Raw genomic sequence first — 25,928 nt, forward strand, 5'->3', positions numbered from 1 at the left:
AGTCCTAACGATCAGAGAGAAGGAATGGCGGCGTCGGCCGCGAACCGCGAGAGGAGCGCGTGGTGCGGCGTCACGAGGTGCTCCTCGGTCCACCGGCCCTGGGTGATCCCGAGGCGGCTGCGCTCCTCGCGGTCGTAGGTGACCGGGGTGGGCGTGAAGTCGGTGTGGTCGAGGGTGGGGCGGTAGGTGCTGCCGGCCGGGGTGTTCGCGGCGTAGATCTCCGGGCGGTAGATCTTCTGGAAGGTCTCCATGGTGGCGATCGTGCCGATGAGCTGGAGGTCCGTGTAGTCCCCGGTCAGGTCGCCGCGCGTGTAGAACGCGAGCGGGGCCGACGCTCCGGCGGGCTGGAAGTACCGGACCCGCATGCCCATCCGACCGAAGTAGTCGTCGGTGAGCGATGAGTGCTCGTGCTCGTACTCGGCGCCGAGGACGGGGTGGACGTACCCGGTCTGGCGGTAGGTCTGGCTCGTCGAGACGCTGATGCAGACGACGGGCTCGCCACCGAACCCGTCGCGGAATGCCGGCGACGAAAGGAACCGCTGGAAGAGCGCCCCGTGGAGCACACCGAAGTCGGACGGCAGGCCCTCTGACGACGGCAGCAGCACCGAGAAGTCGTAGTCGCGCAGGTACGACGAGAAGTTGTTGCCGAGGATGCCGTGGTGGTGCTCGCCGGTGTGCTGGTCGACGATCGTGACGTCGAGCATCTCGAGCAGTGGGAACTCGGCGTCCGACCCACCGTCGGAGAACGCCAGTGTGGCCGAGACGATGTCGAGCTGCAGGCGGTAGCGATCGCCGGCAACCAAGAGGTCGTTCGCGCGTCCGTCGATCATCGCCAGCGCAGCGCGGAGGTTCTGCTGACGGTGCTCGCCGCGCGCCAGGTTGGCGAAGTTCGTGGTCAGCCGGGAGCTGTCCGCGGGGGAGTAGTCCTCGTCGAAGCGGGTCCGGGTGATGCTGAAGGTGAGGTCGTTCGCCATGGTCGGCAATCTGTTCGTCGAGCGCCCGAGGGCACTGGGGAAGGGGTACTCCGATGATGGCGGGAACCACGAGCCATCAGGTAATACCGAGACGCTATGCACCGGTATAGCCTGCGCCTATGGCCCGCGTCTCGAACGACATCACCCTGCAGCAGCTCCGGTACTTCATCGAGGTCGCCACCGAGGGCTCGATCAGCGCGGCAGCCGATCTGCTCTACGTGTCGCAGCCGACCATGTCCGCGGCGATGAAGGACCTCGAGACGCGGATCGGACGCCCGCTCTTCACCCGATCGGCCCGAGGGGTCGTGCTCACCGTCGACGGCGTCGAGTTCCTCGGCTACGCCCGACAGGTCGTCGAGCAGGTCTCCCTGCTCGAGCAGCGCTACGTCGGTGGCCAACGGTCGCGTCGGCTGCTCGGGGTGTCCGCCCAGCACTACTCGTTCGCCGTCGAGGCCTTCGTCCGGATGGTCGAAGGCGCGGCCGCGGACGAGTACGAGTTCTCGCTGCGCGAGACACGCACCTGGGACATCATCGAGGACGTCCGCACGCTGCGCAGCGAGGTGGGCATCCTCTACCGCAACGACTTCAACAAGCAGGTCCTCGGCAAGCTGCTGCGGGACGCCGGGGTCGTGTTCACGCCGCTGTTCGTCGCGCAGCCGCACATCTTCGTGGCCCGCCGGAACCCCATCGCGTCACGGGAGCGTGCGACCCTCGAGGACCTCGCCGACCTGCCGCGGCTGACGTTCGACCAGGGCGCGAACAACTCCTTCTACCTGTCCGAGGAGATCCTGTCGACGATGTCGAGCAAGCGGGAGATCCGGGTGTCGGACCGGGCGACGATCTTCAACCTCATGATCGGCCTGGGTGGCTACACGATCTCGACGGGCCTGATCAGCGACGACCTCGACCCCGAGATCGTCGCCATCCCCCTCGACGTCGACGAACGCATCGAGATCGGCTGGATCGCGCACGCTTCGGTTCCCCTCACCGTGCAGGCGCAAACGTACCTGGACGAGTTGCGCGCGGTGGTCACCAGCTACGGCGTCGAACCGCTCGGGTAGGCGGGCGGCGGGTCCGGCGGGTCCGGCGGGTCCGGCGCTTTCGGCGGTTCCGGCGGTTCCGGCGGTTCCGGCGGTCGGCCTGGAGGCCCGTCCCGCGTCCGTCAGGAATCTGCGGTCTCGATCATCGCTTTCACCTGCGGCGCGCTCCACCGCAGGAGGGCGTCAGTAGGTGGACCTTCCAGGTCCTCGCCCCAGATCGCGACGGCCGCGCCGGACATCGGAGCAGCGAGACGTGCTCCGGAGTCGCCGTCCCACGTCCGGAGCGACCAGTGCTCGCGGAGGTCGGCGACGGTGTACTCGCTGTCGGCCGGGTCGAGGTCGGTCGGCACTTCGTAGAGGTAGTACGAGTTGTAGTTGAGCAGGTCGATCCCGGCCTTCTGGAGGTCGACCGCGCTCGCCCGTCGTGCTCGGCGTTCGCTGCGCTCCGCTGCGTCCTCGGTGTCACCGTCGAAGCTCCAGTAGATGATGCGGATGCGCGGATCCAGTCGCCCGACGGCAGCCCGATCGATCCCGTCGTTCCAGGCCCACACCTCGCGGTTGCCGAGCGCGGCGGCCATCGCGTTCAGCCACGCGACGCGCCCGTCGGCGGTGACGTCGCCGCCCCATTCGTCTCCACCGATGTGCACGGTGCGGCTGGACGGGAACGTCCGCTGCACCTCGGCGTACAGCTTCGTCGCCAGCGCGAGACTGCCGGGCGCCGAGGGGTCGAGCTCACTCTCGCCCGAACGGATGCGGTCGACCCACTTCGTGCCGTGCGGCGCCTCGAGCAGGACGAAGGCGGCAGCCATGTGGCCGGGAGTGTCGACCTCGGGCACGATCGCCGCGCCCCGCTTCGCCGCGTAGTCGGCGATCGTGCGTGCCTGTGCGGCGCTGAGGAACGGCCGGCCGGTCACGCGGCTCGTGTAGACGCCGTGGTCGAGATCAGCGTTCGCGAGCGTCTGACCGAGGACCGTGCTCTCGATCCCGACGTTCTGGTCATCGGTGAGGTGCAGGTGCAGGAAGCGGCCGCCGTTGCCGGCGAGCAGGTCGATGTACCGCTTGATCAGCGCCACGGGGTAGTAGGCACGGGCGACGTCGAGCATCACACCGGTCTCGGGACGTGCGCGCTTCGAGGGCTTGGTGGTGACGGTCGCCGTCGACGTGCGGCAGTGCTGCGCGGAGTACGCACCCGAGCAGGCGAGGACCGAGTACTTCCCGGCCGCGGCTCGGGAAGGCGTCGTGCGGACTGCGCTGACTGTCGTGCTCGAGCCCGGGGCGAGTGCCCGCACCGCGACCCGGCCGAGCGAGTACTTCGTCGTGCCGGTCGACAGGGAGAGCCAGGCGGACGAAGCCGGCTTCCGCACCGAGGTGGTGTTCGTGACCTTCAAGGTGGTGCGCACGGCGCTGCCGGTCGAGGTCGCGGCGACCTTGGTGATCTTCACGGGCGACGCCGCGGTGTCCGCTGATCCCGCGACCGCACCGATGCCGACCAGGGCTGCTGCCGACACGACGACCGCCAGACCGACCGCGATGGTCCGTCTGACGAGGTGCGGTGCAGTCGCTGGACCGGTGGTCGGGTCCGGAGTTCCGGTGGAGGAGGGCACGGACACGACGGTAGTTCACCAGGGTTGCGCGGATAGCATTGCCGCCCCGACGCCCGGTCGCGGACCCCATCCCACCCAAGGGAGACAACGTGAACGGCCACGAGCGCACCACCGATCGCGGACTGCGTCGAGGGGCGCCCCGGCTCGTCGCCGGACTGGTCGTCGCACTCGTGTCGATCGTCGTGACGGGGTGCTCCGCGGCGAAGCCCCCGGAGGCCGCCGAGCCGCTCGCGACCTGGAACGCTGCCGTGGCCGACCGGACCGAGGCGCCCGCGAACTGGGTTGCCCTGGGGGACTCGATCACCGAGGGGCAGGGCGCCTCGTCCCGCTCCACACGGTGGATGGACCTGACGCTCGACCAGCTGCGCACGGAGCACCCGACGGACGGGGTCACCGGAGGGGCCGGGTACCTGCCGGCGCAGTTCGCCGTGTACGCACCGGACTCGACCTGGGGTGACTGGGCGACGGCGCGCACGGGCGAGAGCCAGTTCGACGTCACCGCCCCCGGCCTCGGCTACCGCTCGGTCACCATGCAGGCGGGCGCCTCGCGGAGCTACGACTTCACGGGCACCGGGATCGACATCTGGTGGGCGCGATACCCCGGGTCCGGCGACTTCACCTACAGCGTCGACGGAGCCGCACCGACGACCGTCGCCACGACCGGGACCGCCGGCACCGGGACGACCACGACGGTGGACGGACTGTCGAGCGGGGAGCACACGGTGACCATCACCGCGGTCGCGCGGTTCTCACTGCTGGGGTTCACGATCTACGACGGTGACCGCGACAAGGGGATCCGCCGCTACGACTCCGCGCACTCGGGCTCGACGATCGCGACGTTCACGAAGAACCAAGAGGGCTTCCTGACGGCGATGCGCCGTGCTGCTCCGGACCTCATCACCATCACGCTGGGTGGTAACGACGCGGCGAACCTCACACCCGAGGAGCTCGGCGCCCAGTACGTGGCGTTCCTCGAGACGCTCGCGGCGCTGCCCACGAAGCCCTCGTTGCTCGTGATCGGGGAGTTCACCCCGGCCTCGAGCATGACGGACGCCATGTCGGAGCCGTGGTCGAGCTACCTCGCCGAGATCAAGCGTGCCGCAGCGGAGGGCGGGGCCGCGTACGTCAGCATGGCTGACACGTTCCCCGAGGCCGACACATCAGGCTCGGGGATCTACTCGACGGACGGCATCCACCCGAACGACGAGGGGCAGCGTCGGATCACGAAGCTCGTACTCGCCACCCTGGCTGCGCACGAGGGGGACTGAGCGGCGGACGGGCCGCGGGGCTCACCAGGAGCTCGGCTTGTAGTCCTTCAGGAACACACCGAACACGTCGTCGCCCGCTTCGCCCCGCACGATCGGGTCGTACACGCGAGCCGCCCCGTCGACGAGGTCGAGCGGGGCGTGGAAGCCCTCCTCCGCCAGCCGGACCTTCGTCGGGTGCGGTCGCTCGTCGGTGATCCACCCGGTGTCGACGCTCGTCATCAGGATGCGGTCGGTCTCGAACATCTCCTGCGCGCTCGTGCGGGTGAGCATGTTCACGGCGGCCTTCGCCATGTTCGTGTGCGGGTGCCCCGGTCCCTTGTAGGCCCGGCCGAACACACCTTCCATCGCGCTGACGTTCACCACGTAGGTGCGGTGCGCCTCGCTCGCCGCCATCGCGGGGCGGAGCTTGGAGATGAGGATGAAGGGCGCCGTGGTGTTCGCGAGTTGGACCTCGAGCATCTCGAGCGGGTCGACCTCGTCGACGGCCTGCGTCCACGAGTTGACGTCGTGCAGGTCGGGCACGAGACCACCGGCGTCGATCGCGGTGCCCATGGCGAGGCGCTCGAGCGAGCTCGACCCCGGAGCCATGGCCTGCTCGGTCAGCTCGTCGGCGCGGGCTGCGGCGGCCGCGAGGATCGGGTGCGCCGTCACCGAGCGGGCGAGCGCCTGCGGGTGCTGGTCGTTCGTGTGCCCGAAGGTCACGAGCTCGGGCAACGGGCCGTCCGGTAGCGGCGCGAGTTCGGCGTCGACGAGGGGCTGGTACGCGCCGGGCGACCGGCGGACCGTCTGCGTGGCGTTGTTGATCAGGATGTCGAGCGGGCCAGCAGCGGCGACGTCCTCGGCGAGACCGATGACCTGGGCCGGGTCGCGCAGGTCGATGCCGACGACCTTGAGGCGCGAGATCCAGTCGGCCGAGTCGGGGAGGCTCGTGAACCGGCGCACGGCGTCGCGGGGGAACCGCGTCGTGATGGTCGTGTGGGCGCCGTCGCGCAGCAGGCGGAGCGCGATGTACATGCCGATCTTCGCGCGGCCGCCGGTCAGCAGGGCCCGCTTGCCACTCAGGTCGGTCCGGGCATCGCGCTTCGCGTGGCTCATCGCCGCGCACGAAGGGCACAGCTGGTGGTAGAACGCGTCGACGACCGTGTACTGCTGCTTGCACATGTAGCAGGGGCGTGACTTCAGCAGGGTGCCTGCGGTGGACGCCGTGGTCGAGGTGCTGATCGGCACCCCGCGGGTCTCGTCGTCGATGCGGTCGGCTGCTCCGGTCGCGGTGGCGGCGATCACGCGGCGGTCGGCCTCGGCGATGACCGCGCGCTTCTCGAGGCGGTGGGCCCGCTTCACGGCCTTGAACATCTTCGCCGTGGCCTGACGCACCCGCACGAAGTCCGGGTGCGTCTCGTCGATGTCGCTCATCTGCTCGAGCACCCGGAGTGTGGCGTCGAGGTCCTCGGGGAGGATGCCGCTGGGTTCGGGGTGCTCGGAGATCACACGGGATTCTACGTTGGATCAGGCCGCGTCGAGCTCCCGCGTCAACGCCGCCACGAAGTCGTCGATGTCCTGCTCCGAGGTGTCGTACGCGCACATCCACCGCACCTCGTTGCGGCTGGCGTCCCAGTCGTAGAACCGGAAGTGCTTGCGCAGGCGTTCGGCCACCCCCGCAGGCAGCGTCGCGAACACCCCGTTGGCCTGGGTCTCCTGGCTGAACCCGACGCCCTGGATGCTGCCGTCCGCGATCCCGGCCTCGAGCGCCCCGCGCAGTCGTGTGGCCATCGCGTTGGCGTGGCCCGCGGATCGGACGTACAGGTCGTCGGTGAGCAGCGCGATGAGCTGCGCCGAGACGAACCGCATCTTCGACGAGAGCTGCATGTTCATCTTCCGGAGGTAGTGCAGGCCATCGGACGCCGCCGGGTTCAGCACGACGATCGCCTCGCCGTAGAGCATCCCGTTCTTCGTGCCCCCGAAGCTCAGCACGTCGACGCCGGCGTCGGTCGTGAAGTCGCGGAGGGGCAGGCCCAGGGTCGCGGCGGCGTTGGAGATGCGGGCGCCGTCCATGTGCAGCGTCATGCCGAGCGCGTGGACGTGGTCGGCGATCGCGCGGATCTCCTCCACGGTGTACGCGGTGCCGAGCTCGGTGGTCTGGGTGATCGACACGACGAGCGGCTGGGCACGGTGCTCGTCACCCCAGCCCCAGGCCTCCTTGTCGATGAGCTCGGGGGTGAGCTTGCCGTCGGGTGTCTCGACGGGCAGGAGCTTGATCCCACCGATGCGCTCGGGTGCGCCGGCCTCGTCCGTGTGGATGTGCGCGGTCGTGGTGCAGACGACGGCACCCCAGCGGGGGAGCATCGACTGCAGGCCCACGACGTTCGCGCCCGTGCCGTTGAACACCGGGAAGGCTTCGGCCTGCGGACCGAAGTGCTCCTGGACCACCTCGCGCAACCGCGCCGTGTAGACGTCCTCGCCGTAGGCGATCTGGTGGCCGTCGTTGGCCGCGGCGATCGCGTCGAGGATCTCGGGGTGGACACCGGCGTAGTTGTCCGAGGCGAAGCCCCGCAGGTCCAGGTCGTGGAGTCGAAGGGTCACTGGTTCATCCTAAGGAGAGCGGGAGCGGGAGACGGGCGCCGTTCACGTCGGCCGGCGGTGCCGACCAGAGCCGTACGACCTCGTCGCCGAGGCGGTCCTCCAGACCGGCCAGAGCGCCGACGACGAAGACGGTGGCTGCCGCCGAGTCCGGTGCGTTCTTCCGGAAGCCCTGGGCGACGGCACGGACCCACGCGTCGGAAGCGGCCTTGGCGGCTGCGTAGTTCGCGGCACCGGCGGTGGGGGAGTCGACGGCGGTGGACGAGACGAACGCGAGTCGTCCGGCCGGGGACGCCACCAGGTCGTCGTAGAAGACGCGCGTGGTGTTCCGCAGGGTGCGGAACGCCCGGTCGAAGAAGTCCCAGTCGTCGTCCGACTGGCCGGCGATGCCCCCGCCCCCGCGCCACCCACCGACCAGGTGGACCAGTCCATCGACCGGTCCCGCCGTCTCGCGGACCGCAGCCGCGAGCGCGGTGACCGCCCCGAGGTCTGCGAGGTCGCACGTGTGGGTCGTGACGCCCGGGACGGAGGCGCGCAGTGCCTCCAGTGCGTCTGGTCTGGTGCCGACCGCGACGACGGCCGCCCCGGCGGAGGTGAGTGCGCGCGCGACGGCCGTGCCGCTGGTGCTGGTCGCGCCCGCGACCAGCACCGTGCGACCGGACAGGGATCCAGCGCTCACGCGGCGACGTCCGGAACGGACGGAACAGCGGAGGGAGCAATTGACGACGAGCCGGTGATGCCAGCCGTCGAAGCGATGACCGCAGCCATCTTCTTGTTCAGCGCCTCGTAGAACATCGACAGTGGGAATTCGTCGTCGAGCACGGCGTCGGTGTAGCCCTTCGGCATTCCGGCGAGTGTTTCTTCCGGCAGTCCCCGCGCCCACTTCGAGGCCGGGTGCGGCGTGAGTGTCCGGGTCAGCATCTCGTACGCAGCGAGCCAGTGTGCCGATTTCGGCCGGTCGATCGAGCGCCGGTACAACTCGTTGATCTGATCGCTGAGCGCGATGATCACATCGGGAACGGCATCCCAGTCGATCGTGAGTCGTGTGTCGGTCCAGTGCAGGACATCGTGCTGGTGCATCCACGCGAACAACAACTGCCCGCCGAGCCCGTCGTAGTTCCGGACGCGGCTGCCGGTGATCGCGAACCGGAAGATGCGGTCGAACACGACGGCGTACTGCACCAGGCGGGCGTGGTCGCGGATCGCGCGTTGCGCCTCGTCGAGATCTGCATCCGGTACCGCGGAAAGCGCGCGTTCGAGCCGCACGGATTCCCGGAACGCCGTCAGGTCGCAGCGGAGTTCTTCCAGCGAGTAGAGGAAGAACGGCATCCGCTGCTTGATCATGAACGGGTCGAACGGCAGGTCGCCGCGCATGTGCGATCGGTCGTGGATGATGTCCCACATCACGAAGACCCGTTCCGTCAGCTCCTGGTCGTCGAGCATCGCTGCAGCGTCGTCCGGCAACTCCAGTTTGGTGATCTCCCCAGCGGCACGGACGACTCGGCGGTAGCGAGCGGCTTCGCGGTCCTGGAAGATCGCACCCCACGTGAACGTCGGGATCTCGCGCATCGCGACGGTCTCGGGGAACAGCACCGCAGAATTCGTGTCGTACCCGGGCGTGAAGTCGACGAACCGCAACGCGACGAAGAGCTTGTTGCTGAAGTCGCCCGCTTCGAGTTCCGCGATGAACTCCGGCCAGATGACCTCGACCAGGACGGCTTCGACGAGCCGCGAGGAACTGCCGTTCTGCGTCACCATCGGGAAGACGACCAGGTGGCCGAGCCCGTCGACGCGGTGCTGTTGCGGCTGGAATGCGTTCAGTGCATCGAGGAAGTCGGGAACGCCGAAACCGTCGCGTTCCCAGCGTGCGAAGTCGCGCTGCAGTGCAACGAGGTACGCCGCATCGTGCGGAAAGAACGGGGCCAGTTCGGCAATGGCCGGGAGGATCGTGGCCAGGTGCTCCGAAGCGGTCGCGTGGTCCGACTGGTCGGGTATCGAGCCGTCGGCCGTCTGCAGCGCACGGAACGACACGACAGCGGCTTTCAGCCGCGTCCACGCGGGATGCTCGGCGACCTCGCGCACCGACGGGCGGTCCTCGACGACCTCGGGTTCTCCGACGATGGCGCCCTGCGTGAACTCCTGGACGAACTGTGACATGTCGAACCTCCCGTCATTGGGCTGGCCGCGGATCTGCGGCGTGGTGGTGCGCTTGTCATGAGCCTAGGGAGGATCGGGGGACGCATTCTTGCCCATCCGTGGGGGAATCGTGCGCCGGGGCATTGTCAGCGCACGCGATGTCGCTCGGCGCGCAACGTTTCGCCGGCGCGGGCTCGGGGGACCGTCAACAGCTACGACTTCGTGATGGCGGCGATCGCCTCGCTCACGGTCGAGCTCGGGTGCTCTGCGCGCCATCGCCGCACTGCCGCAGGGTCCGGCGATGCTCCCTGGGGGATCGGCGTGGTCCCGGTGACGCTCGGCGCAGACGCCGCCCAGGCGAGCGTGGCCAGCGCAGCAACGCAGGCGGCGAGCAGGTCGAGAACCAGCCAGGCGCCGCAGGTCACGACCACCCCGCCGACGAGGTCGAGCGTCGGTACGCGATGTCTCGGAGGGCGCCCGCTTGCCTTGCCCGCGGTCGGACCAAGCATCAGCGAGGCTCCGCGCGGAGTTGTCGGACCCACCCGAGCGCGAGCGGGAGTGCGGTCCAGACCGCGAATGACGTCACCGCGGGCCCGAGTCCGACAGTGGTCTCCGACGTGATGGTCCAGGACAGTTGCGGCTCCGCGAGCCAAGACGCGAAGCCGTACGGGTTCAGCCAGTCGACCAGGCCGGGTGTGAACGCGAGCCCGATGGTCAGGAGAAAAGGTCCGAACACGGCGATGAGCAGGGCGAGCGCCGTTCGCAGCACGAGGCTCGCAACGGCGATTGCCGTGAGGGTTGCCGCGACCGCTGTCGCGAGCATCTGCCAGAACTGCGCCAGAACGGCAACGTCGAAAACGGAACCGACAGAACCGGGCCTGCTGACAACGAAGCCGACGGCTGCGAGGAGATGGATGGCAACGAGAGTCGAGGCAGCGAGGAGCAGGATTGCGGCGTAACGGGCACCGAGTATTCGTTGTCGGCGTGGCGTGACAGTGAACGTCGTCAACGCAGCGCGCGTGCTCCATTCCGCCGTGAACGCCATGACAGCCAGAAGGCCCATGAGCAGCGGAAGCGCAAGGCTGAGTCCGGCGACGAACGCCGCGAACGTCGTCGCATCTCGCGCAACGACAAAGGACAACAGGACCCCGCTGACGGCCGCCGCCGCGAAGGCCCAGCGCGGCCCGCGCGTATCGACCGCGCGTCGCAGTTCGACGAGAACTAATCGGATCACGTCGACTTCCCCTCGTATTCGGTCTCAGTGATGGAGGACAAGTAGGAATCAAGCCGGACGTCCTCTGCGCGGAGTGCGGAGAGCGCGATGCCCGAATCTCTGGCAAGCCGCCCGACTTCCACGGGCTCGAGGTCCACGAGCAAGCCTTCTGCCATCGGAGATGGGTGCGCCCCGACGAGCCGCAAAGCATGCGCGAAGCGCGGTTGATCCTCGGCCACGAGGAAACTCCGCCCGGTTCGTGCGCGCAGCTCCTCAAGCCGAACCTGGTCGACGACCCGTCCGCGCGAGATCGCAACGATGCGATCCGCAGTCCGCTCCACCGCCGCGAGCTGATGTGTGGAGACCAACACCGTCCCGCCCTGATCAGCGAATTGGCGAAGCATTCTGTCGAGCCACTGCATTCCTTCGGGATCCAGACCGTTGGAGGGCTCATCCAGGACGAGCACCCGAGGGCGTCCGAGTAGTGCATGCGCAAGCCCGAGTCGTTGCCGCATGCCGAGGGAGAGCTTGCCGACTCGCCTCGCGGCCACCGACTGCAACCCGACGGTCTCGAGGCACTCGTCGACTCGTTGCCTGGGCTCACCGATGGTGAAGGCGGTGAGTCGGAGCGTCTCGCGAACCGACCGACCTGGGTGGAACGCTGACGCGTCGAGAAGGGAACCGAGGAACCTGGCCGGAGTGGGCAGCTCCTGGAGTTCCTGACCGTTCACCATCGCAGTGCCGACGTCCGCTCGGGTGATCCCGGTCAGGATCCGAAGCGCGGTGGATTTGCCGGCGCCGTTCGGTCCGCAGAACGCTGTGATCGTCCCCTGCGGGCAGGTGAAGGACACATCGTCGAGGGCGACGTGCTTTCCGTAGGCCTTGCGGACCCCGCGCAGTTCGATCGGGTCGCTCACGAGACCACCTGATGGACAACCAACGCCGTGCCGATTGCTGCAACGCAGATCAGGAAGGCGGCCGGGGCGGCCTTGCTCTTCGGATCGACGGTGCCTGCAAAGCCCGAGGCGGTCAGCCCGGCTGCTCCGGCTGCGACCGACAGCGGCCAGCCGCTGGCGACGAGCACGACACAGGTTGTCCCGAGCAGGACTGCACTCACTGCGAGCCCGGTGCTGACCATGTGGCGCAGACGAGAGTGTTTGACGGGCACGGACCCTCCTTCTTCGTGCGCCGGAAGCGCGTCGGACCGTGCCTGGTCCGGCGCCCGTTCGTACACAGTCGACGCTAGCAAAGTGTCAGTATCACCGGTGTGACACTGAAATGTTGCCACGAGTTGCCAATGCGTCAGTACGGTTGTCTGCATGGCACGCTTCACGCCCCCAGCCGCCGACGCGATGCGCGCACGACTCCTGCTCGCAGCACGCGACGAGTTCGCCGCGGCCGGGCTCGTCGGCGCCAAGGTCGAGCGGATCGCCGCGGCGTCGTCGAGCAACAAGGCGCAGGTCTTCCACTACTTCGGCAGCAAGGAAGGGCTGTTCGACGCCCTCCTCGCCCAGACCGTCGCCGAGACGTTCGACGAGGTCCCCGTCGACACCGACGACCTCGCCGAGTGGGCGGCCCGCCTGCACGACTCGTACGTCCAGCGGCCCTGGGCCGAACGGCTCGCGACGTGGCACCGCCTCGAGCGGGGGAGTGACGGTGCGCTCGAAGCCGTCATTGCGAGCAACGCCGAGGCCGTCGCCGCGGTCGAGCACGCACAGCGCGCCGGGGTCCTGCCGCGCAGCTACCGGCCCGCGGTGCTGCTGGGCCTGGTGATGCACCTCGCTGCGTTCTGGAGCTCGAGTTCTCCCGAGTACGGCTCGTTGGTCGCGGCGGTCGCACCCGCGCGGCGTCGGCAGATCGTGATCGACGCGGTCAAGGCGCTCGTCGGGGGCTGACGTGTCGCACGGCTGGGCGTAGGGTTCGGCCCATGAGCAGCGACGACCGGTTCTTCCGCGCGGCCTTCGGGCGGCCGCTCGTCTGGGTCGGCGTGGTGTGGATCGCGGTCGGGGTGGTCTGGGGCGTCCTGGCGATCGTCGAGCCGAGCACGTTCCGAACGATCATGGCCGTCCTGTGGCTGGTGCTCGGTGGCAGCATGCTCGCCGTCGCGCTCCGCGGCAGGAAGCGCGGCCTCGGCCGGTACCAGCGCTAGTCGAGGCGGTCCGAGCGCGTCGGCAGGACCCGCACCGGGCCTCCCGTCAGCCTGCCGCGCCCGCGGCCGCCCGCAGCGTCCGCTCCGCATCGTCGAGGTAGTCCGCCAGCAGCGCCGATGCCCCGGCCTGGTCGCCGGCGCGCAGCGCCACGACGATCGCGTCGTTCCGCTCCACGAACTCGGCGTGGAACGACCCCGGGTCGTCGGTCGTCAGGAACGCCAGCCGCATCTCGGCGAGCAGCCCGTCCATCAGCCCGTGGATCCGAGCGCTCGGGACCGCGCGGACGAGTTCGGAGTGGAACCGGATGTCCGCGGTGCCCACGGCGCCCCAGTCGCCCGCGACAGCAGCGTCCCGTGCAGCCGTGACGGCCGCCGCGGCTGCATCGAGTGCCGGTGCCGTTGGTGAGCACGCACGCACCGCGGCTTCCTCGAGCACCCGCCGGGCGGCGTACAGGTCGGCGACGTCCTCGGCGGAGAGTCGTCGCACGAAGACCCCGCGGTTGAACACGTGCTCGACGAGCCGGTCGCGTGCGAGCAGCCGGAAGGCCTCGCGCAGCGTGTTCCGCGACACCCCGAGCTGGTCGCTCAACCGCTCCTCGGACAGCTGCGTCCCGGGGGAGAACTCGCCCGCCGCGATCAGGGTGCGCAGCCGCTCGGCCGTCGAGTCGGCACCACTGACGGTTCGGGTCATGTCCCGATCCTGACACGGCCTCGGGCATCGAGGGTGCGAACCCTGCACCGTGTGACCGTCGTGTTACAGAGCAGAACACCCCCTTGCGATTGTTGAACAATGCGGTCCAGACTGTCCCGCATGTTCGTCCTCATCGGCGTCGCCGTCGTCATCATCGGGTTCGCGTTGCGCATCAACGCGCTGCTCGTCGTGACCGTCGCGGGTATCGTCACCGCGGCCATCGGCGGGATCGGTCCCGTCGGCATCCTCACCGCGTTCGGCGACGGCTTCGCGTCGAGCCGGTCCGTCACGACCTTCGCGCTCGTCCTGCCCGTCATCGGCCTGATCGAGCGCTACGGGTTGCAGGACCAGGCCAAGCGCCTGATCGCGAAGCTCGACAGGCTCACGACGGGTCGTCTGCTGGCCGGGTACCTGGCCATCCGGCAGGTCACGGCCGCGGTCGGCCTCACCAGCATCGGCGGGCCGGCGCAGACCGTGCGGCCGCTCGTGCACCCGATGGCCGAAGGGGCGGCGATCAAGAAGTACGGCCGGATCGACGAGCGGATGCGCGAGAAGATCAAGGGCTACTCGGCGTCGTCGGACACCGTCGGGGTCTTCTTCGGCGAGGACGTGTTCGTCGCGGTCGGCTCGATCCTGCTCATCACGACCTTCGTCGACGCCACCTACGGTCTGTCGCTCGAACCCATCGACCTGGCGCTGTGGGCGATCCCGACCGGCATCGCCGCGCTCCTCGTCCACGGCACGCGGCTGCTGCTGTTCGACCGCACGCTCGACAAGATGGCTGCCGACGCACGCGTCGACGCCCCGACGCAGGGAGCCGCAGCGTGATCACCAGCGAATGGCTCTACTGGCTCATCGGCGCGTTCTTCATCGCGGTGGCCGTGCTCATCGTCACGGACACCGCGCACGCGAAGCGACTCGGCAACGCGGCGTTCTGGGGGATCCTCGGGGTCTCGTTCTTCTACGGCACCTTCGTCGCCGCGAAGACCGCGCCGTCGTGGGTGCTCGGCATCGCCGTCCTGGTGATGGTCGCGCTCGCCGGACTCGGGTTCACCGGGACCACCAGTCGCTCGCGGGTCGCCAGCATCCCCGGCGCCGGCACGGGTGCCGAGACCGGCCCGGCCGAGCCAACCGCTGCCGCGACGAAACCGTCCGCCAGCACGAGTGTCCTCGCCACCACCAGCCCGGACGAGCGTGCGGCGTTCGCCACCCGGTTCGGCAACAAGCTCTTCATCCCGGCGCTGGTCGTGCCCGTGGTCGCCGTCCTCGTGGCGACGCTCGGTCCGCTCGTCTCGATCGGTGGCGAACCGCTGCTCGCCGAGGGCAGCGCGACCCTGACCGGCCTGGGCATCGGCTCGGTGCTGGCCGTGGTCGTCGCGGTGTTCGTCCTGCGCCCGCCGAGGATCGCCACGCCCATCCGCGAGGGCGGTCGTCTGCTGCAGGCCATCGGGTGGGCGGCGCTGCTGCCGCAGATGCTCTCCACCCTCGGCATCGTGTTCACCCAGGCCGGTGTCGGCGACGCCGTCGGCACGATCATCAAGTCGATCCTGCCCGGCGGTTCGCTGATCGCCGCGGTGGTCGTCTACTGCCTCGGCATGGCGCTCTTCACGATCATCATGGGCAACGCGTTCGCCGCCTTCCCGATCATGACGGCCGCGATCGGCTGGCCCGTCCTGGTGCAGGGCTTCGACGGCAACCCCGCCGCGGTCTTCGCCATCGGCATGCTCGCCGGCTTCTGCGGAACGCTGGTTACACCGATGGCCGCGAACTTCAACCTGGTGCCGGCCGCCCTGCTCGAGATGCGGGACAAGTACGGTCCGATCAAGGCGCAGATCCCGACCGCCGCCATCCTGCTCGTCGTCAACATGGGAGTCATGTACCTTGTCGCTTTCTGATGCTGCCCCGCTCGACCTGACCCGGGCCGCGTGGGCCGACCGCTTCGCGGCCGTCGCCGCCGAGAACACCTCGCGCGAGTACCCGTACGCGGCGCACCACACGACGTCCGGCCCGGACGACCGAGCGCTGCCGGTCGAGCTGCACCCCGCCTTCGCGACGTCCTACGACTGGCACTCGTCCGTGCACATGCACTGGCTCGCAGCGCGCCTGGTCGCGCACGGCCTGCCGGCCGACCAGGAGGCCCGGCTCACCACGATCCTGCAGGCCCACCTGAGCGCGGATCACCTGGCGACGGAAGCCGCCTACTTCCACACGACGCCGCACTTCGAGCGCCCCTACGGGTGGGCCTGGCTCGCGAAGCTCGCCGCCGAGGTCTCCGCGTCCGAGGTGCCGGCCATCCGGCAGCTCGCCCCCGGGTTCGCGCCCGTCGTCGACGTGCTCGAGGAACTCGTCGCCCGCTGGGTCGACGGCGCTGCCCACCCGGTGCGGCACGGGGTGCACTCGAACTCGGCCTTCGGGCTGCTGCTCGTGCTCGAGGCCGCACGGTCGCTCGGTCGCGACGAGCTCGCCACGACGGTGGAGCGGGCGGCGCGCGAGTGGTTCGGCGAGGACGCCGGGTGGCCGTTCGCCTGGGAGCGCAGCGGGCACGACTTCCTGTCCGCCGGACTGGCCGAGGCCGACCTGATGCGGGCTGTGCTGACCCCGGCCGAGTTCGCGACGTGGTCGGACGGCTTCTTCGCCGAGGTGCGGTCGGGTGACGCGATCCTGCAGTCGACGGTGGTCCGCGACGAGAACGACCCGCAGCAGGTGCACCTGTTCGGGCTCGACCTGTCGCGAGCGGGCTCGGCCCGGCGCATCGCGGACGCCCTGCGCGCCGGTGAGTTCGACGACGACGGGCTCGCGACCCTGCTCGACGAGGCGGCCGACCGGCTCTTGGCCTCGGGTCTGGCCGCCAGCGTCGGCGAGGAGTACTACTCCACGCACTGGCTCGCGAGCTTCGCCTGGGATGCCATGGAAGCGCGGGAGCACGCCGCACGCTGACCCTGCCGTCAGCTGAGTCCCGTCACGGGAAGTTGAGGCGCTTCCGACGGATCCCGCGTTCGCTGAGGGACATCACGAACGGCGCGCTGGCCTGCGCCAGCCGATGGATGGACCGCTCGTGCTCGAGACACAGGTCACCCACCACTCCAGCGGTGGTCTCTCCGCGCGCAAAGGCAATGACTCTCGCGTCGTTCATGTAGATCGCCGGTGCTTCGAGTGGCCGGCTGGCCACGCGGTGGTCCTTGGCCAGCAGAAGGAACCCGCCGCGAGTGCGCTCGGCAATCCACTCTTCGTCGCGCATTCGTTGTGCGCGGTCGTCGCCGTACTCCTCTGCGAGCGTGCGAGCGTCCCAGCCTGCTTCGCGGAGCCTGCGGACGAGGAGTCGCCCTCCGACAGATCGGTCGAGAAGAAACCGGGCAGACAGCACGATCACGCTGCCTGCAGGAGCAGGGATTGCAACTCTCGCTTCGCCAGACCGAAGTCCTCAGCGACATCCGCCATCGGTTCTCCGGCGCGGACGCGGCTGACGACACTCTCGACGCTCACGCCGATCCGGTCGATCGTCGGCTGGCCCGAGTTCCGGAGCGGATCAACGACGACCTCTGCCCGCTCGTAGGTCGGGAGTCGTACGGACTGGACGTATCCGTTGCGGTAGGTGATCGTCCGGAGGTACTCCGCGACGACGTCCCGGAACACGCCTTGCTTGTTCCGAACGACGACCAGCTCGTCGTCACCGTTCTCGAACAGGATCTCCGCACCGTCAGTCTTGAGGCGTTCGCTCAGAAGCGCGTTCTCGATGCCGATCTCGTTCCGGAGCGCGGTGATCGCCGGACGGATCCGCGCCATGGGCAGTCCAGCTCGGCGGAAGGTCTCGACGATGTACCCCTCAGCGAGGGCATTGAACGGGACGGTGTAGCCACGTCCTTCGCGCACTCCGGTGAGGATCGGCTCGCTCCACCCCCACTCACCCTCGCGCCGTTGTCGGAACTTGTGTCCATGGGCCCACCGCGCGAACGAACTCGAGGGCGCGCGGACGATCTGCGCGGCTTCGTTCAACGCGTAGATGGGTGTGGTGTAGACACCATCAACGACCGACGTTTGCATGCAAACACGATACCGCTGACGAGGGCGCGATGTGGCTCGTGGTCACAGGTGTGCCGCTCTGCAACATCTCCAGCGGGTGGGTGTCAACCCCCGGCATTCGTTGCGGAATGCACCTACCTTCGACGCGCAGCCGAGATCCGGCTGGGTGTCCGAGGGGAACGGGTGCCACCAGTCACACCAGGGAGTGACACATGCAGCACCGCAGGATCAGGCGGACAGCACTCATCGCCACACTCATCGGAGCCGTCGTCGTGGCGGCGCCGCTCGGAGCGGGAACCGTTGCCTACGCGGGGGTCACCGCCCCGGTCGGCAACGTCGGCAAGTTCAAGCAGACCTTCGTCGAGAACTTCAGCACGACGGCCTCGGCGAACGGCCAGTTCGCGATGACCTACGCGAACTCGTGGCAGCCCTACCCGGACGGGACGGCCGGCACGTACTGGTCGGGCTCACAGGTCAGCGCCCGCGACGGCTACATGGACGTCACGCTCGACGGCAAGCACGGAGCCGCGGGGACCTTCGGGACCCCGAACGGCGCGTGGTCGCACGTGGGCGGCAAGTTCAGCGTCCGTGCCAAGGCCACCGGCGGCAACGGGAACGGTGCAGCGTTCATGCTGTGGCCGTCGTCGAACGTCTGGTCGGACGGCGAGATCGACTACCCGGAGGCGAACTTCGAGGGATCGCCGATGCTCCACCACCACTCGATGGTCGCCGGGCAGGAAGCGAACTCGACGAGCATGAGCACCGGGGTGACCTGGCGCAGCTGGCACGTCTACTCGGTCGAGTGGATCCCCGGCAAGTCGGTGCAGTACCTGCTCGACGGCAAGGTCATCAAGACGGTGGCGTCGAACGTGCCGACGACCGCGCACCGGTACATGTTCCAGGTCGGGAACTGGGGCGCCGCCGGGCACCTCGACATCGACTGGGTCAGCACCTACGAGTACACGGGCTGACCCGCAGCAGGTCAGCCGATCGCGATCGTCCGTGCGAACGTCCGCGCGAGGGGCGGTGCGGCGACGATCGGTCCGATCGCTGCGGCACCGTCCGGGGTCGCCCGCCATGCCTCGTAGGCGTCGTGGGCGGCCCCGCTCGTCCAGGACTCGACGACGACCATGCGTGTCGGGTCGGCGTCGTCGACCAGCACCTCGAGGGACTCGCAGCCGTCGAACGCGCGGGTCTGCGCGAGCGTCTCGCGGATCGCCGCCTCGACGGTGTCAGCGGGGACGTCGCTCTGGAACTGGACTTCGAGCAGGACGGTGATCGACATGTGGTGCACCTTTCGTCGGTAGTGTCCGACTCAACCGGCGGCGGCACCGCCCTGTTCCGGATCGGTCAGCCGGCCGGTCGTCAGTGGACGAGCCGGAAGCGGATGGTGTCGCCCGGCCGGAGCTGCGCCGCCCGGTCGACCGACTCCGGCGTGAGGACCGCCACGACGGGGTAGCCGCCGGTGACCGGGTGGTCGGCGAGGAACAGCACCGGGAAGCCCTCCGGCGGGACCTGCAGCGACCCGGTCTCGACGCCTTCGCTCGGCAGCTCGTGCGTCACGGCGCGGACGAGCGGCTGCGGAGCCGTGGTGCGGACCCCCACGCGGTCGCTGTCCGACCCGACGGTGAAGTCCTGTCCGGTCAGGGTGTCGCGCCAGCCCGGCGTGAACCAGTCGTCACGGGGGCCGGCGGCGACGTCGAGGACCACCGGGTCGTCCGGCCAGCGCTCGTCGGGTTGCGGCACGGCGTCGACGATCGGCCACGAAGCGCGCGCGTCGCCGATCGGCAGGACGTCACCCGGTGACGACGGCGGAGGCCCGAGGCGTGCGAGCGAGTCCCACGAGCGACTGCCGAGCACGGGCTCGACCGCGAACCCGCCGAGGACCGCGATGTATGAGCGCAGCCCGGCGGTGGCCGTACCGATCCGGAGCGTGTCGCCCGGGGCGAGCATCAGGACCTCGTGCGAGGCCGCACCGCGGACCCGCCCGTCTGCCCGCTCGATCTCGACCGGGCAGGCGGCCCCGGCGGTGGCGGCGACCACGTACGCGTCGGTCCGCAGGGTGACGGAGCCGAGCAGGGCCTCCAGGACGGCCGCATCGGGACGGTTGCCGACCAGCCGGTTGGCCAGTGCGGCGGATCCGCGGTCGGCGGCGCCCGCCGCGCCGAGGCCCATGTCACTGAAGCCGGGGCGCCCCAGGTCCTGCGTGGCGACGCCGAAGCCGACCTGCAGGACGGTCAGCCCGCTCATGCCGCACCCGCGTCGACGAACCGGACCCGTGTGCCGGCGGGTGCCAGCGCCGGCGGCTCCCGGTCGAGCGACCACATCGGCACGTCGGTGCGGCCGATGAGCTGCCAGCCGCCGGGGGAGACGCGGGGGTAGACGGCGCTGAACTCGCCCGCCAGCGCGACGGCGCCACTCGGGACGGCGGTGCGCGACGTGCTCCGGCGGGGCAGGTCGAGTGACGGCTCGGTGCCGGTGAGGTAGCTGAAGCCCGGGGCGAAGCCGCAGAAGGCGCTCGTCCAGAGCTGGCCGGTGTGCCACGCGATCACGCGGTCGCGGCGCATGCCCGTCAGGGCGACGACCTGGTCGAGGTCCTCGCCGTCGTAGACCACCGGGATGACGAGCGGGTCCGCGGCGCTCGCCGCTTCGGCGTCGACGGACGGGACGACCCGTTCGAGTGCGCTGCGGAGTCTCGCGGCGTCGGTCGACGCCGGGTCGTACCGGAGCAGCAGGGTCCGCGCGCCGGACACGACCTCGGTGAGGCCGGGCAGCCGAGCCGCGGTCAGCCCGGCGCGGAACGCGACGACCTGCGGCAGCGAGTCGAACGTGGCGAGCAAGGCCGCGCGCCCAGCGGGCCGGAGGTCGAGGACGGTCACGGTGCGAACGGCGCGATCGTGACGCCGTGCTCGGTCAGCAGTGATCGGATCGCGCGCGCCATCGCGACGGCACCGGGGGAGTCGCCGTGCACGCAGACGGAGTCGGCGCTGACCTGCAGCTCGGAGCCGTCGACGGCGGTCGCGACCCCGTCGGTGACCATCCGGAGGACGCGAGCCGCGACCTCGTCCGGATCGTCGAGCACCGATCCCGGCGTGCTGCGGGACACCAGGGCGCCGTCGGGTTCGTAGGCACGGTCGGCGAAGGACTCGGCGACCGCGCGGAGCCCGTGGCGTTCGGCAGCGAGCAGGAGTTCGGATCCCGGCAGCGCGAGCACCGCGAGCGCGCTGTCGACGTCGGCGACCGCCCGGACCACGGCTTCGGCCTGGACCGGGTCGGCGCAGGCGGTGTTGTAGAGGGCGCCGTGTGGCTTGACGTAGGTGACAGCGGTGCCGGCGACCCGCGCGGTGGCGGCCATCGCGCCGAGCTGGTGCACGACGTCGGCGTGGAGTTCGTCCGGGGTGACGTGCACCGGACGGCGACCGAAGCCGGCGAGGTCGCGGTAGGCAACGTGTGCTCCGATGGCGACCCCGCGCTCGGCGGCGGCGCGGGCGGTGGCGAGCATGATCGTCGGGTCGCCGGCGTGGAATCCGCAGGCGATGTTGGCGCTCGACACGACGTCGAGCATCGCGGCGTCGTCGCCCATCGTCCAGGCGCCGAACCCCTCGCCGAGGTCGCTGTTCAGGTCGATCGTCGTCACGGGGACTCCCTGTCGTCGCGGGTTGTTGAACAATCTACCGAGCGGCGACCCCGCTGTCGACCGGTCGGGGCACGCGGCTGGTGGGGGGATTCCGAGCAGCGGCACGTAGCGTCCGAGGTCAGCACCTGCCGGGGGCGTCGCCCTCGGTTCGACCACTGCACTGGAGCAGACCATGACCGACAGCAGCAACACGCACGACGACGACGCCAAGGCCCCCGTGAACGACTCCGAGGGCACCGAGAAGCCGGGTGGGCTCGGCGACGACAACACCATCCCCAACCACCCGGACGGCCTGGCCGCTGGGCACGTCGGGGACGACTCGCACTTCAACCCGGAAGAGGACGGCGAGGAGTAGGGGTCGTTCGTCGACTCGGAACGACGTCCTCGTCGTCGTACGACGACGAGGACGTCGTTCCACGTCGACACGTGGCATGCCCCCCTACAGCACCCGCTCCAGCAACCGCAGCGTCCCCGCGATGTCCACGTTCCGGTCCAGCAGCCACTGCACCTGCAGTCCGTCGAACGCCGCGATGATGAGCGACGCCACCTGCTCCAGGTCGGCGTCCGAGTGTCGCCCCGACGCCGCGAGCTCGTCGCGCAGCTGGGCGACCAGGTTCCCCCGTGCCTCGTCGAACCGTGCGGCGAAGAACTCCCGCGCCGTCTCGTTGCCGTCCTCCACCGATGCCCCGAGCAGGGTCGTGTAGAGGGTCACGAGTGCCGGCTCGCTGACGTTCCGGTCGGCGACGAACGACAGCCTGGTGAAGACGCCCTCGGTGTCGCCGAGAGCCCGGTCCGAGGCGGCATCGCGTTCCCGCAGGACCTCGACCAGCAGCGCTTCGCGTGACGAGAAGTAGTGCTTCAGCGCCGCGTGCGAGACCCCGATCGCATCGCCGATGGCGCGCAGCGAGGTGCCGTCGATCCCGCGCGAGGCGACGACGTCGAGCGTCTGGTCGAGGATCTCCCGCCGACGCTGCACGCCCTTGGCGTAGGGGCCCCTGGTGCCGATTCCATCGTTGGAGGTCACGCCTGCCAATGTACCGGCGCAACAATCGGCTCAAAAACTTCCGGTCGGAGGTTTCCGGTGCTACAGTCCCGATCACCTAGCAGCACTAGGTATTCGAGGGCCCCGAAGCCCCCTATGACTCGAGGAGGAGTCATGTCGACACCGACGTCGAAGGAAGAACCCACACGCGGCATCGCCGGGACCGCATCACCAGCGGTCACCGCAGCCGCCGGTGCCACCGCCTCGGACGCCGCGGCGCCCCGAGCGTTCTCAGTCGAGGGGATCACGCAGTCCGTCAGCACGATGCGTGTGGGCCGTGGCTACCTCTGGGGCCTCAGCTTCGCCCAGTTCGGCCTGTTCGTCGCCCTGCTCACGCCGGTCTTCGTGAGCATGTCGATCAAGGCGACCGAGCTCAACCCCACGAGCCCCGAGACCGTGGTGGGCTCGGTCCTGCCGTTCGGTGCCCTCGGCGCGCTGTTCGCCAACCCGCTGTTCGGTGCGATCTCCGACCGCACCCGCAGCCGCTGGGGACGCCGACGCCCGTGGATGCTCGGCGGCGTCATCGTCTTCGTCGGTTCGCTCGCCTGGCTCGCGTTCTCGCCGAACGTCCTGCAGCTCACGCTGGCCTGGGTCCTCGCGCAGGTCACGGCGAACGCCGTCCTCGCCACGTTGACCGCGAGCTTCGCCGACAACGTGCCGGAGTTCCAGCGCGGCAAGGCCTCGAGCGTCATCGCCCTCGCGCAGAACACTGCCATCCTCGCCGGTCTGTACCTGGCCGTGTACCTGGTCGGCAACCTCCCGGTGCTCTTCATCGCCCCGGGTGTCCTGGCGATCATCGCGATCCTCGTCTACTGCTTCGTGGCCCGCGACGACCTGCCGACGACGCCGGTCAAGCCGTTCAGCTGGATCAACCTGATCAGCTCGTTCTGGACCAACCCGATCAAGCACCCGGACTTCGGCCTGGCATGGTGGGGTCGCTTCCTCATCACCTTCGGCACGTTCATGTTCACGACGTACCGCCTGCTCTACATGCAGGACCGCATCGGTCTGCCGCAGGCCGAGGCCGTCGGGGTCGTCGCGTTCGGCGTCCTGCTGTACACGGTCGCCCTGCTCGTCAGCGCCGCCGTCTCCGGCTGGGTGTCGGACCGCGTCCAGCGCCGGAAGGTCTTCGTCTGGGGCTCCACCGCACTGACCGCGGTCGGCCTCGTGATCCTGGCCCACGTCGACACCGTCGGCGGCTTCTACTTCGCCGAGATCGTCCTCGGCTTCGCCTTCGGCATCTACGCCGCCATCGACACCGCCCTGATCGTCGACGTGCTGCCCGACCCGGAACGCCCCGGCAAGGACCTCGGCGTCATCAACATCGCGAACGCGCTGCCGCAGTCGCTCGCTCCGGCCGTCGGCCTGTTCCTGCTCGGCATCGGCGGTGGTCAGAACTACACGCTCATGCTCTGGGGTGCCGGCGTCGCCGTCATCCTCGGTGCCCTCGTGATCCTGCCGATCAAGTCGGTCCGCTGACCAACGCAACCAGCCGGGAGGCGCGACTCGCGTCCGCAACGCGAGTCGCGCCTCCAGGCAGTCACCTGTACCACCCCCGGAAAGGACCCGACATGGCTCCCGCCATCTCCCTGCAGCTCTACACGGTGAACGCCGCGCTGGAGCCCGACCTCGACGGCGGCGTCCGCCGCCTTGCCGAGATCGGCTTCGACACCGTCGAGGCGTTCGCGTTCGTGGACCGAGCACCGCAGCTCAAGTCCGCGTTCGACGCCCACGGCATCACCGCGAAGACCGGCCACGCGTTCCTGGTCGAGGAGACCATCCCGCTGCCCGACGGCACCGTGATGACCGCTCCGTCGCACGCAGACACGTTCGCCGCGGCGAACGAACTCGGCCTCGAGATCGTCATCGACCCGTTCGTCGGGCCCGACGCGTGGACGACCCGCGAGGGCGTCGAGCGCGTCGCCGCACGACTGAACGCCGCCGCCGTCGAGGCCGCCGAGCACGGTCTGCGCGTCGGCTACCACAACCACGACCACGAGCTCCGACCGCAGATCGACGGGCAGCCCGCGCTGCAGGTGCTCGCGTCGCTGCTCGACCCGGCCGTGGTGCTCGAGCTCGACCTGTACTGGGCATCGGCCGCGGGCATCGACGTCGTCGCGTTCATCGAGGAGCTCGGCGACCGCATCGTCGCCGTGCACGTCAAGGACGGTCCGATGCGCGACGACATCTCCACCGCGACGATCCCCACCGACCAGACCCCGGCCGGCCAGGGCGACGTCCGGCTCGCCGAGGCGCTGCGTGCGGCGACGGCGCTCGAGTACGCCGTCATCGAGTTCGACGGGTTCGACGGGGACGTCTTCGACGGTGTGCAGCAGTCGTACGAGTGGCTCGCGGCACAGCTCGCGCCGGCCGGTTCGTCGTCCGCATCGGAGGTGTCCGCATGACCCGCACCGGACGCGTCGGCATCGGCTTCATCGGCGCCGGCATGATCAGCGAGCAGTACCTGGCGAACCTCACGACGTTCCCCGACGTCGAGGTCGTCCGGATCGGCGACATCGACACGGAGCGCGCCGCGGCGTCGGCTTCGAAGTGGGGTGTCGCGGCCTCGGGCGACGGCGCATCCGTGCTCGCCGACCCTGACGTCGAGATCGTCATCAACCTGACGCTCCCCGCCACGCACGTCGCCGTCTCGATGGACGCACTGCGTGCCGGCAAGCACGTGTGGAGCGAGAAGCCGATCGGCGTGGACCGTGCCTCGGCCGCATCGCTCGTCGAACTCGCCGACTCCCTCGGTCTGAAGCTCGGCATCGCCCCCGACACCGTGCTCGGCCCGGGCTGGCAGACCGCCAAGCGAGCGATCGAGGCCGGTGTGATCGGCACCCCGCTCACCGCGGTCACGAGCATGCAGTGGCAGGGGCCGGACGTGTTCCACCCGAACGCGTCGTTCCTCTACGCCAAGGGTGCGGGCCCGTTGTTCGACATCGGCCCGTACTACTTCACGGCGCTCGTGCACCTGCTCGGACCGATCGACTCCGTCGTCGCGACGGGGTCTCAGTCGCGGTCGACGCGGCAGTTGGTCGTCGGACCGAACGCCGGCGACTCGTTCCCCGTCGAGGTGCCGACCCACGTCTCCGTCCTGACCTCGTTCGAGCAGGGCGGCAACGCACAGTCGCTGCTGTCGTTCGACACCCCGCTGTTCCGCCACGGCGTGTTCGAGGTCAACGGGACCGAGGGCACGATCGTCCTGCCCGACCCGAACACGTTCGGTGGTGGGCACCCGATCCGGATCGCGCGACCGCTGACCGCGGACGCGACGTTCCCCTTCTCGCAGGACTTCGAGGTCCTGCTCGACGAGGAGCCCACCGTCGGTCGTGGCCTCGGCGTGCTCGACATGGCGCGGGCGATCCGCGGTGGTGGGTCGCACATCGCGACCGGCGAGGTCGGGTACCACGTGCTCGACACCATGGTCGCGGTCGAGGAGTCGATCGCCGCCCGCTCGTTCATCGAGGTCGAGTCGACCGTCGCACCGATCGCGTCGCTGCCCGAGGACTTCGACCCGCTCGCGGCGACGCTGGAGGGCGCGCAGGTCTGAGGGCTCGCTCGACTGGCGGGATCG

At 69.6% G+C, this 25,928-nt stretch carries 29 protein-coding genes; 12 read left to right on the top strand and 17 right to left on the bottom strand.

All coding sequences use genetic code 11. The annotated features are described in order from the left end of the window. Positions 1-11: 11 nt before the first annotated feature. On the bottom strand, positions 12-974 hold the full coding sequence (locus OGL88_RS11270; protein WP_263091427.1) for a DUF1852 domain-containing protein: 963 nt from the start codon (positions 972-974) through the stop codon (positions 12-14). 119 nt (positions 975-1,093) lie between these two features. Here OGL88_RS11270 and OGL88_RS11275 point away from each other — a divergent pair, with 119 nt between their 5' ends. Continuing rightward, positions 1,094-2,035, top strand: a complete 942-nt coding sequence (locus OGL88_RS11275; protein ID WP_263091428.1) for a LysR family transcriptional regulator — start codon at positions 1,094-1,096, stop codon at positions 2,033-2,035. 101 nt (positions 2,036-2,136) lie between these two features. Here the strand turns inward: OGL88_RS11275 and OGL88_RS11280 are convergent, their stop codons facing one another. Continuing rightward, positions 2,137-3,618: a family 20 glycosylhydrolase gene (locus tag OGL88_RS11280; protein ID WP_263091429.1), complete on the bottom strand. Its 1,482-nt coding sequence runs from the start codon at positions 3,616-3,618 to the stop codon at positions 2,137-2,139. Positions 3,619-3,707: 89 nt separating this feature from the next. On the opposite strand from OGL88_RS11280, the gene OGL88_RS18050 reads away from it, so the two are divergent. Next, positions 3,708-4,886 (top strand): SGNH/GDSL hydrolase family protein, encoded by a 1,179-nt coding sequence (locus OGL88_RS18050; protein WP_263091430.1) that lies wholly within the window; start codon positions 3,708-3,710, stop codon positions 4,884-4,886. Positions 4,887-4,907: 21 nt separating this feature from the next. Here OGL88_RS18050 and OGL88_RS11290 read toward each other — a convergent pair whose 3' ends face one another. The 7 genes from OGL88_RS11290 to OGL88_RS11320 all read right to left on the bottom strand — a co-directional run bounded on the left by OGL88_RS11290 (position 4,908) and on the right by OGL88_RS11320 (position 11,980). Continuing rightward, complete coding sequence (locus OGL88_RS11290; RefSeq protein ID WP_263091431.1) at positions 4,908-6,374, bottom strand: SDR family NAD(P)-dependent oxidoreductase; 1,467 nt, start codon at positions 6,372-6,374, stop codon at positions 4,908-4,910. 18 nt (positions 6,375-6,392) lie between these two features. Next, positions 6,393-7,466, bottom strand: coding sequence for a threonine aldolase family protein (locus OGL88_RS11295; RefSeq protein ID WP_263091432.1), 1,074 nt, complete (start codon positions 7,464-7,466; stop codon positions 6,393-6,395). A 4-nt stretch (positions 7,467-7,470) separates the two neighbouring features. Continuing rightward, the gene (locus tag OGL88_RS11300) at positions 7,471-8,142 is read right to left on the bottom strand and encodes an SDR family oxidoreductase (protein WP_263091433.1); all 672 of its coding nucleotides are present in this window, start codon (positions 8,140-8,142) and stop codon (positions 7,471-7,473) included. Next, positions 8,139-9,620: a DUF6421 family protein gene (locus tag OGL88_RS11305; protein WP_263091434.1), complete on the bottom strand. Its 1,482-nt coding sequence runs from the start codon at positions 9,618-9,620 to the stop codon at positions 8,139-8,141. The genes OGL88_RS11300 and OGL88_RS11305 overlap by 4 nt, the downstream gene beginning before the upstream one ends. A 487-nt stretch (positions 9,621-10,107) precedes the next feature. After that, the gene (locus OGL88_RS11310) at positions 10,108-10,833 is read right to left on the bottom strand and encodes a hypothetical protein (RefSeq protein WP_263091435.1); all 726 of its coding nucleotides are present in this window, start codon (positions 10,831-10,833) and stop codon (positions 10,108-10,110) included. Further along, positions 10,830-11,729: an ABC transporter ATP-binding protein gene (locus OGL88_RS11315; protein ID WP_263091436.1), complete on the bottom strand. Its 900-nt coding sequence runs from the start codon at positions 11,727-11,729 to the stop codon at positions 10,830-10,832. The genes OGL88_RS11310 and OGL88_RS11315 overlap by 4 nt, the downstream gene beginning before the upstream one ends. After that, a complete protein-coding gene (locus tag OGL88_RS11320) occupies positions 11,726-11,980 on the bottom strand; it encodes a hypothetical protein (protein WP_131921396.1) in 255 nt (84 codons plus the stop codon). The genes OGL88_RS11315 and OGL88_RS11320 overlap by 4 nt, the downstream gene beginning before the upstream one ends. Positions 11,981-12,131: 151 nt before the next feature. Between OGL88_RS11320 and OGL88_RS11325 the strand changes: the two genes are divergently transcribed. Together OGL88_RS11325 and OGL88_RS11330 are read left to right on the top strand one after the other, a co-directional pair. After that, positions 12,132-12,707 carry a TetR family transcriptional regulator gene (locus OGL88_RS11325; RefSeq protein ID WP_263091437.1) on the top strand — a complete coding sequence of 192 codons (576 nt, stop codon included), beginning with the start codon at positions 12,132-12,134 and terminating at the stop codon, positions 12,705-12,707. A gap of 32 nt (positions 12,708-12,739) precedes the next feature. Then, on the top strand, positions 12,740-12,961 hold the full coding sequence (locus OGL88_RS11330) for a hypothetical protein (protein WP_263091438.1): 222 nt from the start codon (positions 12,740-12,742) through the stop codon (positions 12,959-12,961). A 46-nt stretch (positions 12,962-13,007) separates the two neighbouring features. Here OGL88_RS11330 and OGL88_RS11335 read toward each other — a convergent pair whose 3' ends face one another. Further along, positions 13,008-13,652: a GntR family transcriptional regulator gene (locus tag OGL88_RS11335; protein WP_263091439.1), complete on the bottom strand. Its 645-nt coding sequence runs from the start codon at positions 13,650-13,652 to the stop codon at positions 13,008-13,010. A 120-nt stretch (positions 13,653-13,772) separates the two neighbouring features. Between OGL88_RS11335 and OGL88_RS11340 the strand changes: the two genes are divergently transcribed. From OGL88_RS11340 to OGL88_RS11350, 3 genes are read left to right on the top strand one after another with little or no spacing between them, the layout of a single operon-like run. Further along, entirely contained in the window at positions 13,773-14,480 is a 708-nt protein-coding gene (locus tag OGL88_RS11340) for a DUF969 domain-containing protein (RefSeq protein ID WP_205463098.1), read from the top strand. After that, positions 14,477-15,547: a DUF979 domain-containing protein gene (locus tag OGL88_RS11345; RefSeq protein WP_263091440.1), complete on the top strand. Its 1,071-nt coding sequence runs from the start codon at positions 14,477-14,479 to the stop codon at positions 15,545-15,547. The genes OGL88_RS11340 and OGL88_RS11345 overlap by 4 nt, the downstream gene beginning before the upstream one ends. Continuing rightward, positions 15,534-16,589, top strand: a complete 1,056-nt coding sequence (locus OGL88_RS11350) for a DUF2891 domain-containing protein (protein WP_263091441.1) — start codon at positions 15,534-15,536, stop codon at positions 16,587-16,589. Before OGL88_RS11345 ends, OGL88_RS11350 begins: the two co-directional genes overlap by 14 nt. Positions 16,590-16,611: 22 nt before the next feature. On the opposite strand, the gene OGL88_RS11355 is transcribed toward OGL88_RS11350, so the two are convergent. Continuing rightward, a complete protein-coding gene (locus tag OGL88_RS11355) occupies positions 16,612-17,022 on the bottom strand; it encodes a hypothetical protein (protein ID WP_263091442.1) in 411 nt (136 codons plus the stop codon). Then, positions 17,019-17,693 (bottom strand): DUF433 domain-containing protein, encoded by a 675-nt coding sequence (locus tag OGL88_RS11360; protein WP_263091443.1) that lies wholly within the window; start codon positions 17,691-17,693, stop codon positions 17,019-17,021. The genes OGL88_RS11355 and OGL88_RS11360 overlap by 4 nt, the downstream gene beginning before the upstream one ends. 191 nt (positions 17,694-17,884) lie before the next feature. On the opposite strand from OGL88_RS11360, the gene OGL88_RS11365 reads away from it, so the two are divergent. Continuing rightward, entirely contained in the window at positions 17,885-18,643 is a 759-nt protein-coding gene (locus tag OGL88_RS11365; protein ID WP_263091444.1) for a glycoside hydrolase family 16 protein, read from the top strand. An 11-nt stretch (positions 18,644-18,654) separates the two neighbouring features. Here OGL88_RS11365 and OGL88_RS11370 read toward each other — a convergent pair whose 3' ends face one another. The 4 genes from OGL88_RS11370 to OGL88_RS11385 all read right to left on the bottom strand — a co-directional run bounded on the left by OGL88_RS11370 (position 18,655) and on the right by OGL88_RS11385 (position 21,309). Next, a complete protein-coding gene (locus tag OGL88_RS11370) occupies positions 18,655-18,957 on the bottom strand; it encodes a putative quinol monooxygenase (protein ID WP_263091445.1) in 303 nt (100 codons plus the stop codon). 80 nt (positions 18,958-19,037) lie between these two features. After that, positions 19,038-19,922: a biotin-dependent carboxyltransferase family protein gene (locus OGL88_RS11375; protein ID WP_263091446.1), complete on the bottom strand. Its 885-nt coding sequence runs from the start codon at positions 19,920-19,922 to the stop codon at positions 19,038-19,040. Next, the gene (locus OGL88_RS11380; RefSeq protein WP_205463093.1) at positions 19,919-20,551 is read right to left on the bottom strand and encodes a 5-oxoprolinase subunit B family protein; all 633 of its coding nucleotides are present in this window, start codon (positions 20,549-20,551) and stop codon (positions 19,919-19,921) included. Before OGL88_RS11380 ends, OGL88_RS11375 begins: the two co-directional genes overlap by 4 nt. Beyond that, on the bottom strand, positions 20,548-21,309 hold the full coding sequence (locus OGL88_RS11385; RefSeq protein WP_263091447.1) for a LamB/YcsF family protein: 762 nt from the start codon (positions 21,307-21,309) through the stop codon (positions 20,548-20,550). The genes OGL88_RS11380 and OGL88_RS11385 overlap by 4 nt, the downstream gene beginning before the upstream one ends. Positions 21,310-21,481: 172 nt before the next feature. Here OGL88_RS11385 and OGL88_RS11390 point away from each other — a divergent pair, with 172 nt between their 5' ends. Next, the gene (locus tag OGL88_RS11390; RefSeq protein ID WP_263091448.1) at positions 21,482-21,664 is read left to right on the top strand and encodes a hypothetical protein; all 183 of its coding nucleotides are present in this window, start codon (positions 21,482-21,484) and stop codon (positions 21,662-21,664) included. Between the two features lie 84 nt (positions 21,665-21,748). On the opposite strand, the gene OGL88_RS11395 is transcribed toward OGL88_RS11390, so the two are convergent. Then, entirely contained in the window at positions 21,749-22,333 is a 585-nt protein-coding gene (locus OGL88_RS11395) for a TetR/AcrR family transcriptional regulator (RefSeq protein ID WP_263091449.1), read from the bottom strand. 132 nt (positions 22,334-22,465) lie between these two features. Between OGL88_RS11395 and OGL88_RS11400 the strand changes: the two genes are divergently transcribed. From OGL88_RS11400 to OGL88_RS11410, 3 genes are all read left to right on the top strand, one after another. Beyond that, complete coding sequence (locus OGL88_RS11400) at positions 22,466-23,830, top strand: MFS transporter (RefSeq protein WP_194646996.1); 1,365 nt, start codon at positions 22,466-22,468, stop codon at positions 23,828-23,830. Positions 23,831-23,922: 92 nt separating this feature from the next. Then, positions 23,923-24,756, top strand: coding sequence for a sugar phosphate isomerase/epimerase family protein (locus OGL88_RS11405; protein ID WP_263091450.1), 834 nt, complete (start codon positions 23,923-23,925; stop codon positions 24,754-24,756). Continuing rightward, positions 24,753-25,904 (top strand): Gfo/Idh/MocA family protein, encoded by a 1,152-nt coding sequence (locus OGL88_RS11410; protein ID WP_263091451.1) that lies wholly within the window; start codon positions 24,753-24,755, stop codon positions 25,902-25,904. Before OGL88_RS11405 ends, OGL88_RS11410 begins: the two co-directional genes overlap by 4 nt. Positions 25,905-25,928 lie beyond the last annotated feature (24 nt).

Source organism: Curtobacterium sp. RIT-PI-V, assembly GCF_025642935.1.
Lineage (GTDB): Bacteria > Actinomycetota > Actinomycetes > Actinomycetales > Microbacteriaceae > Curtobacterium.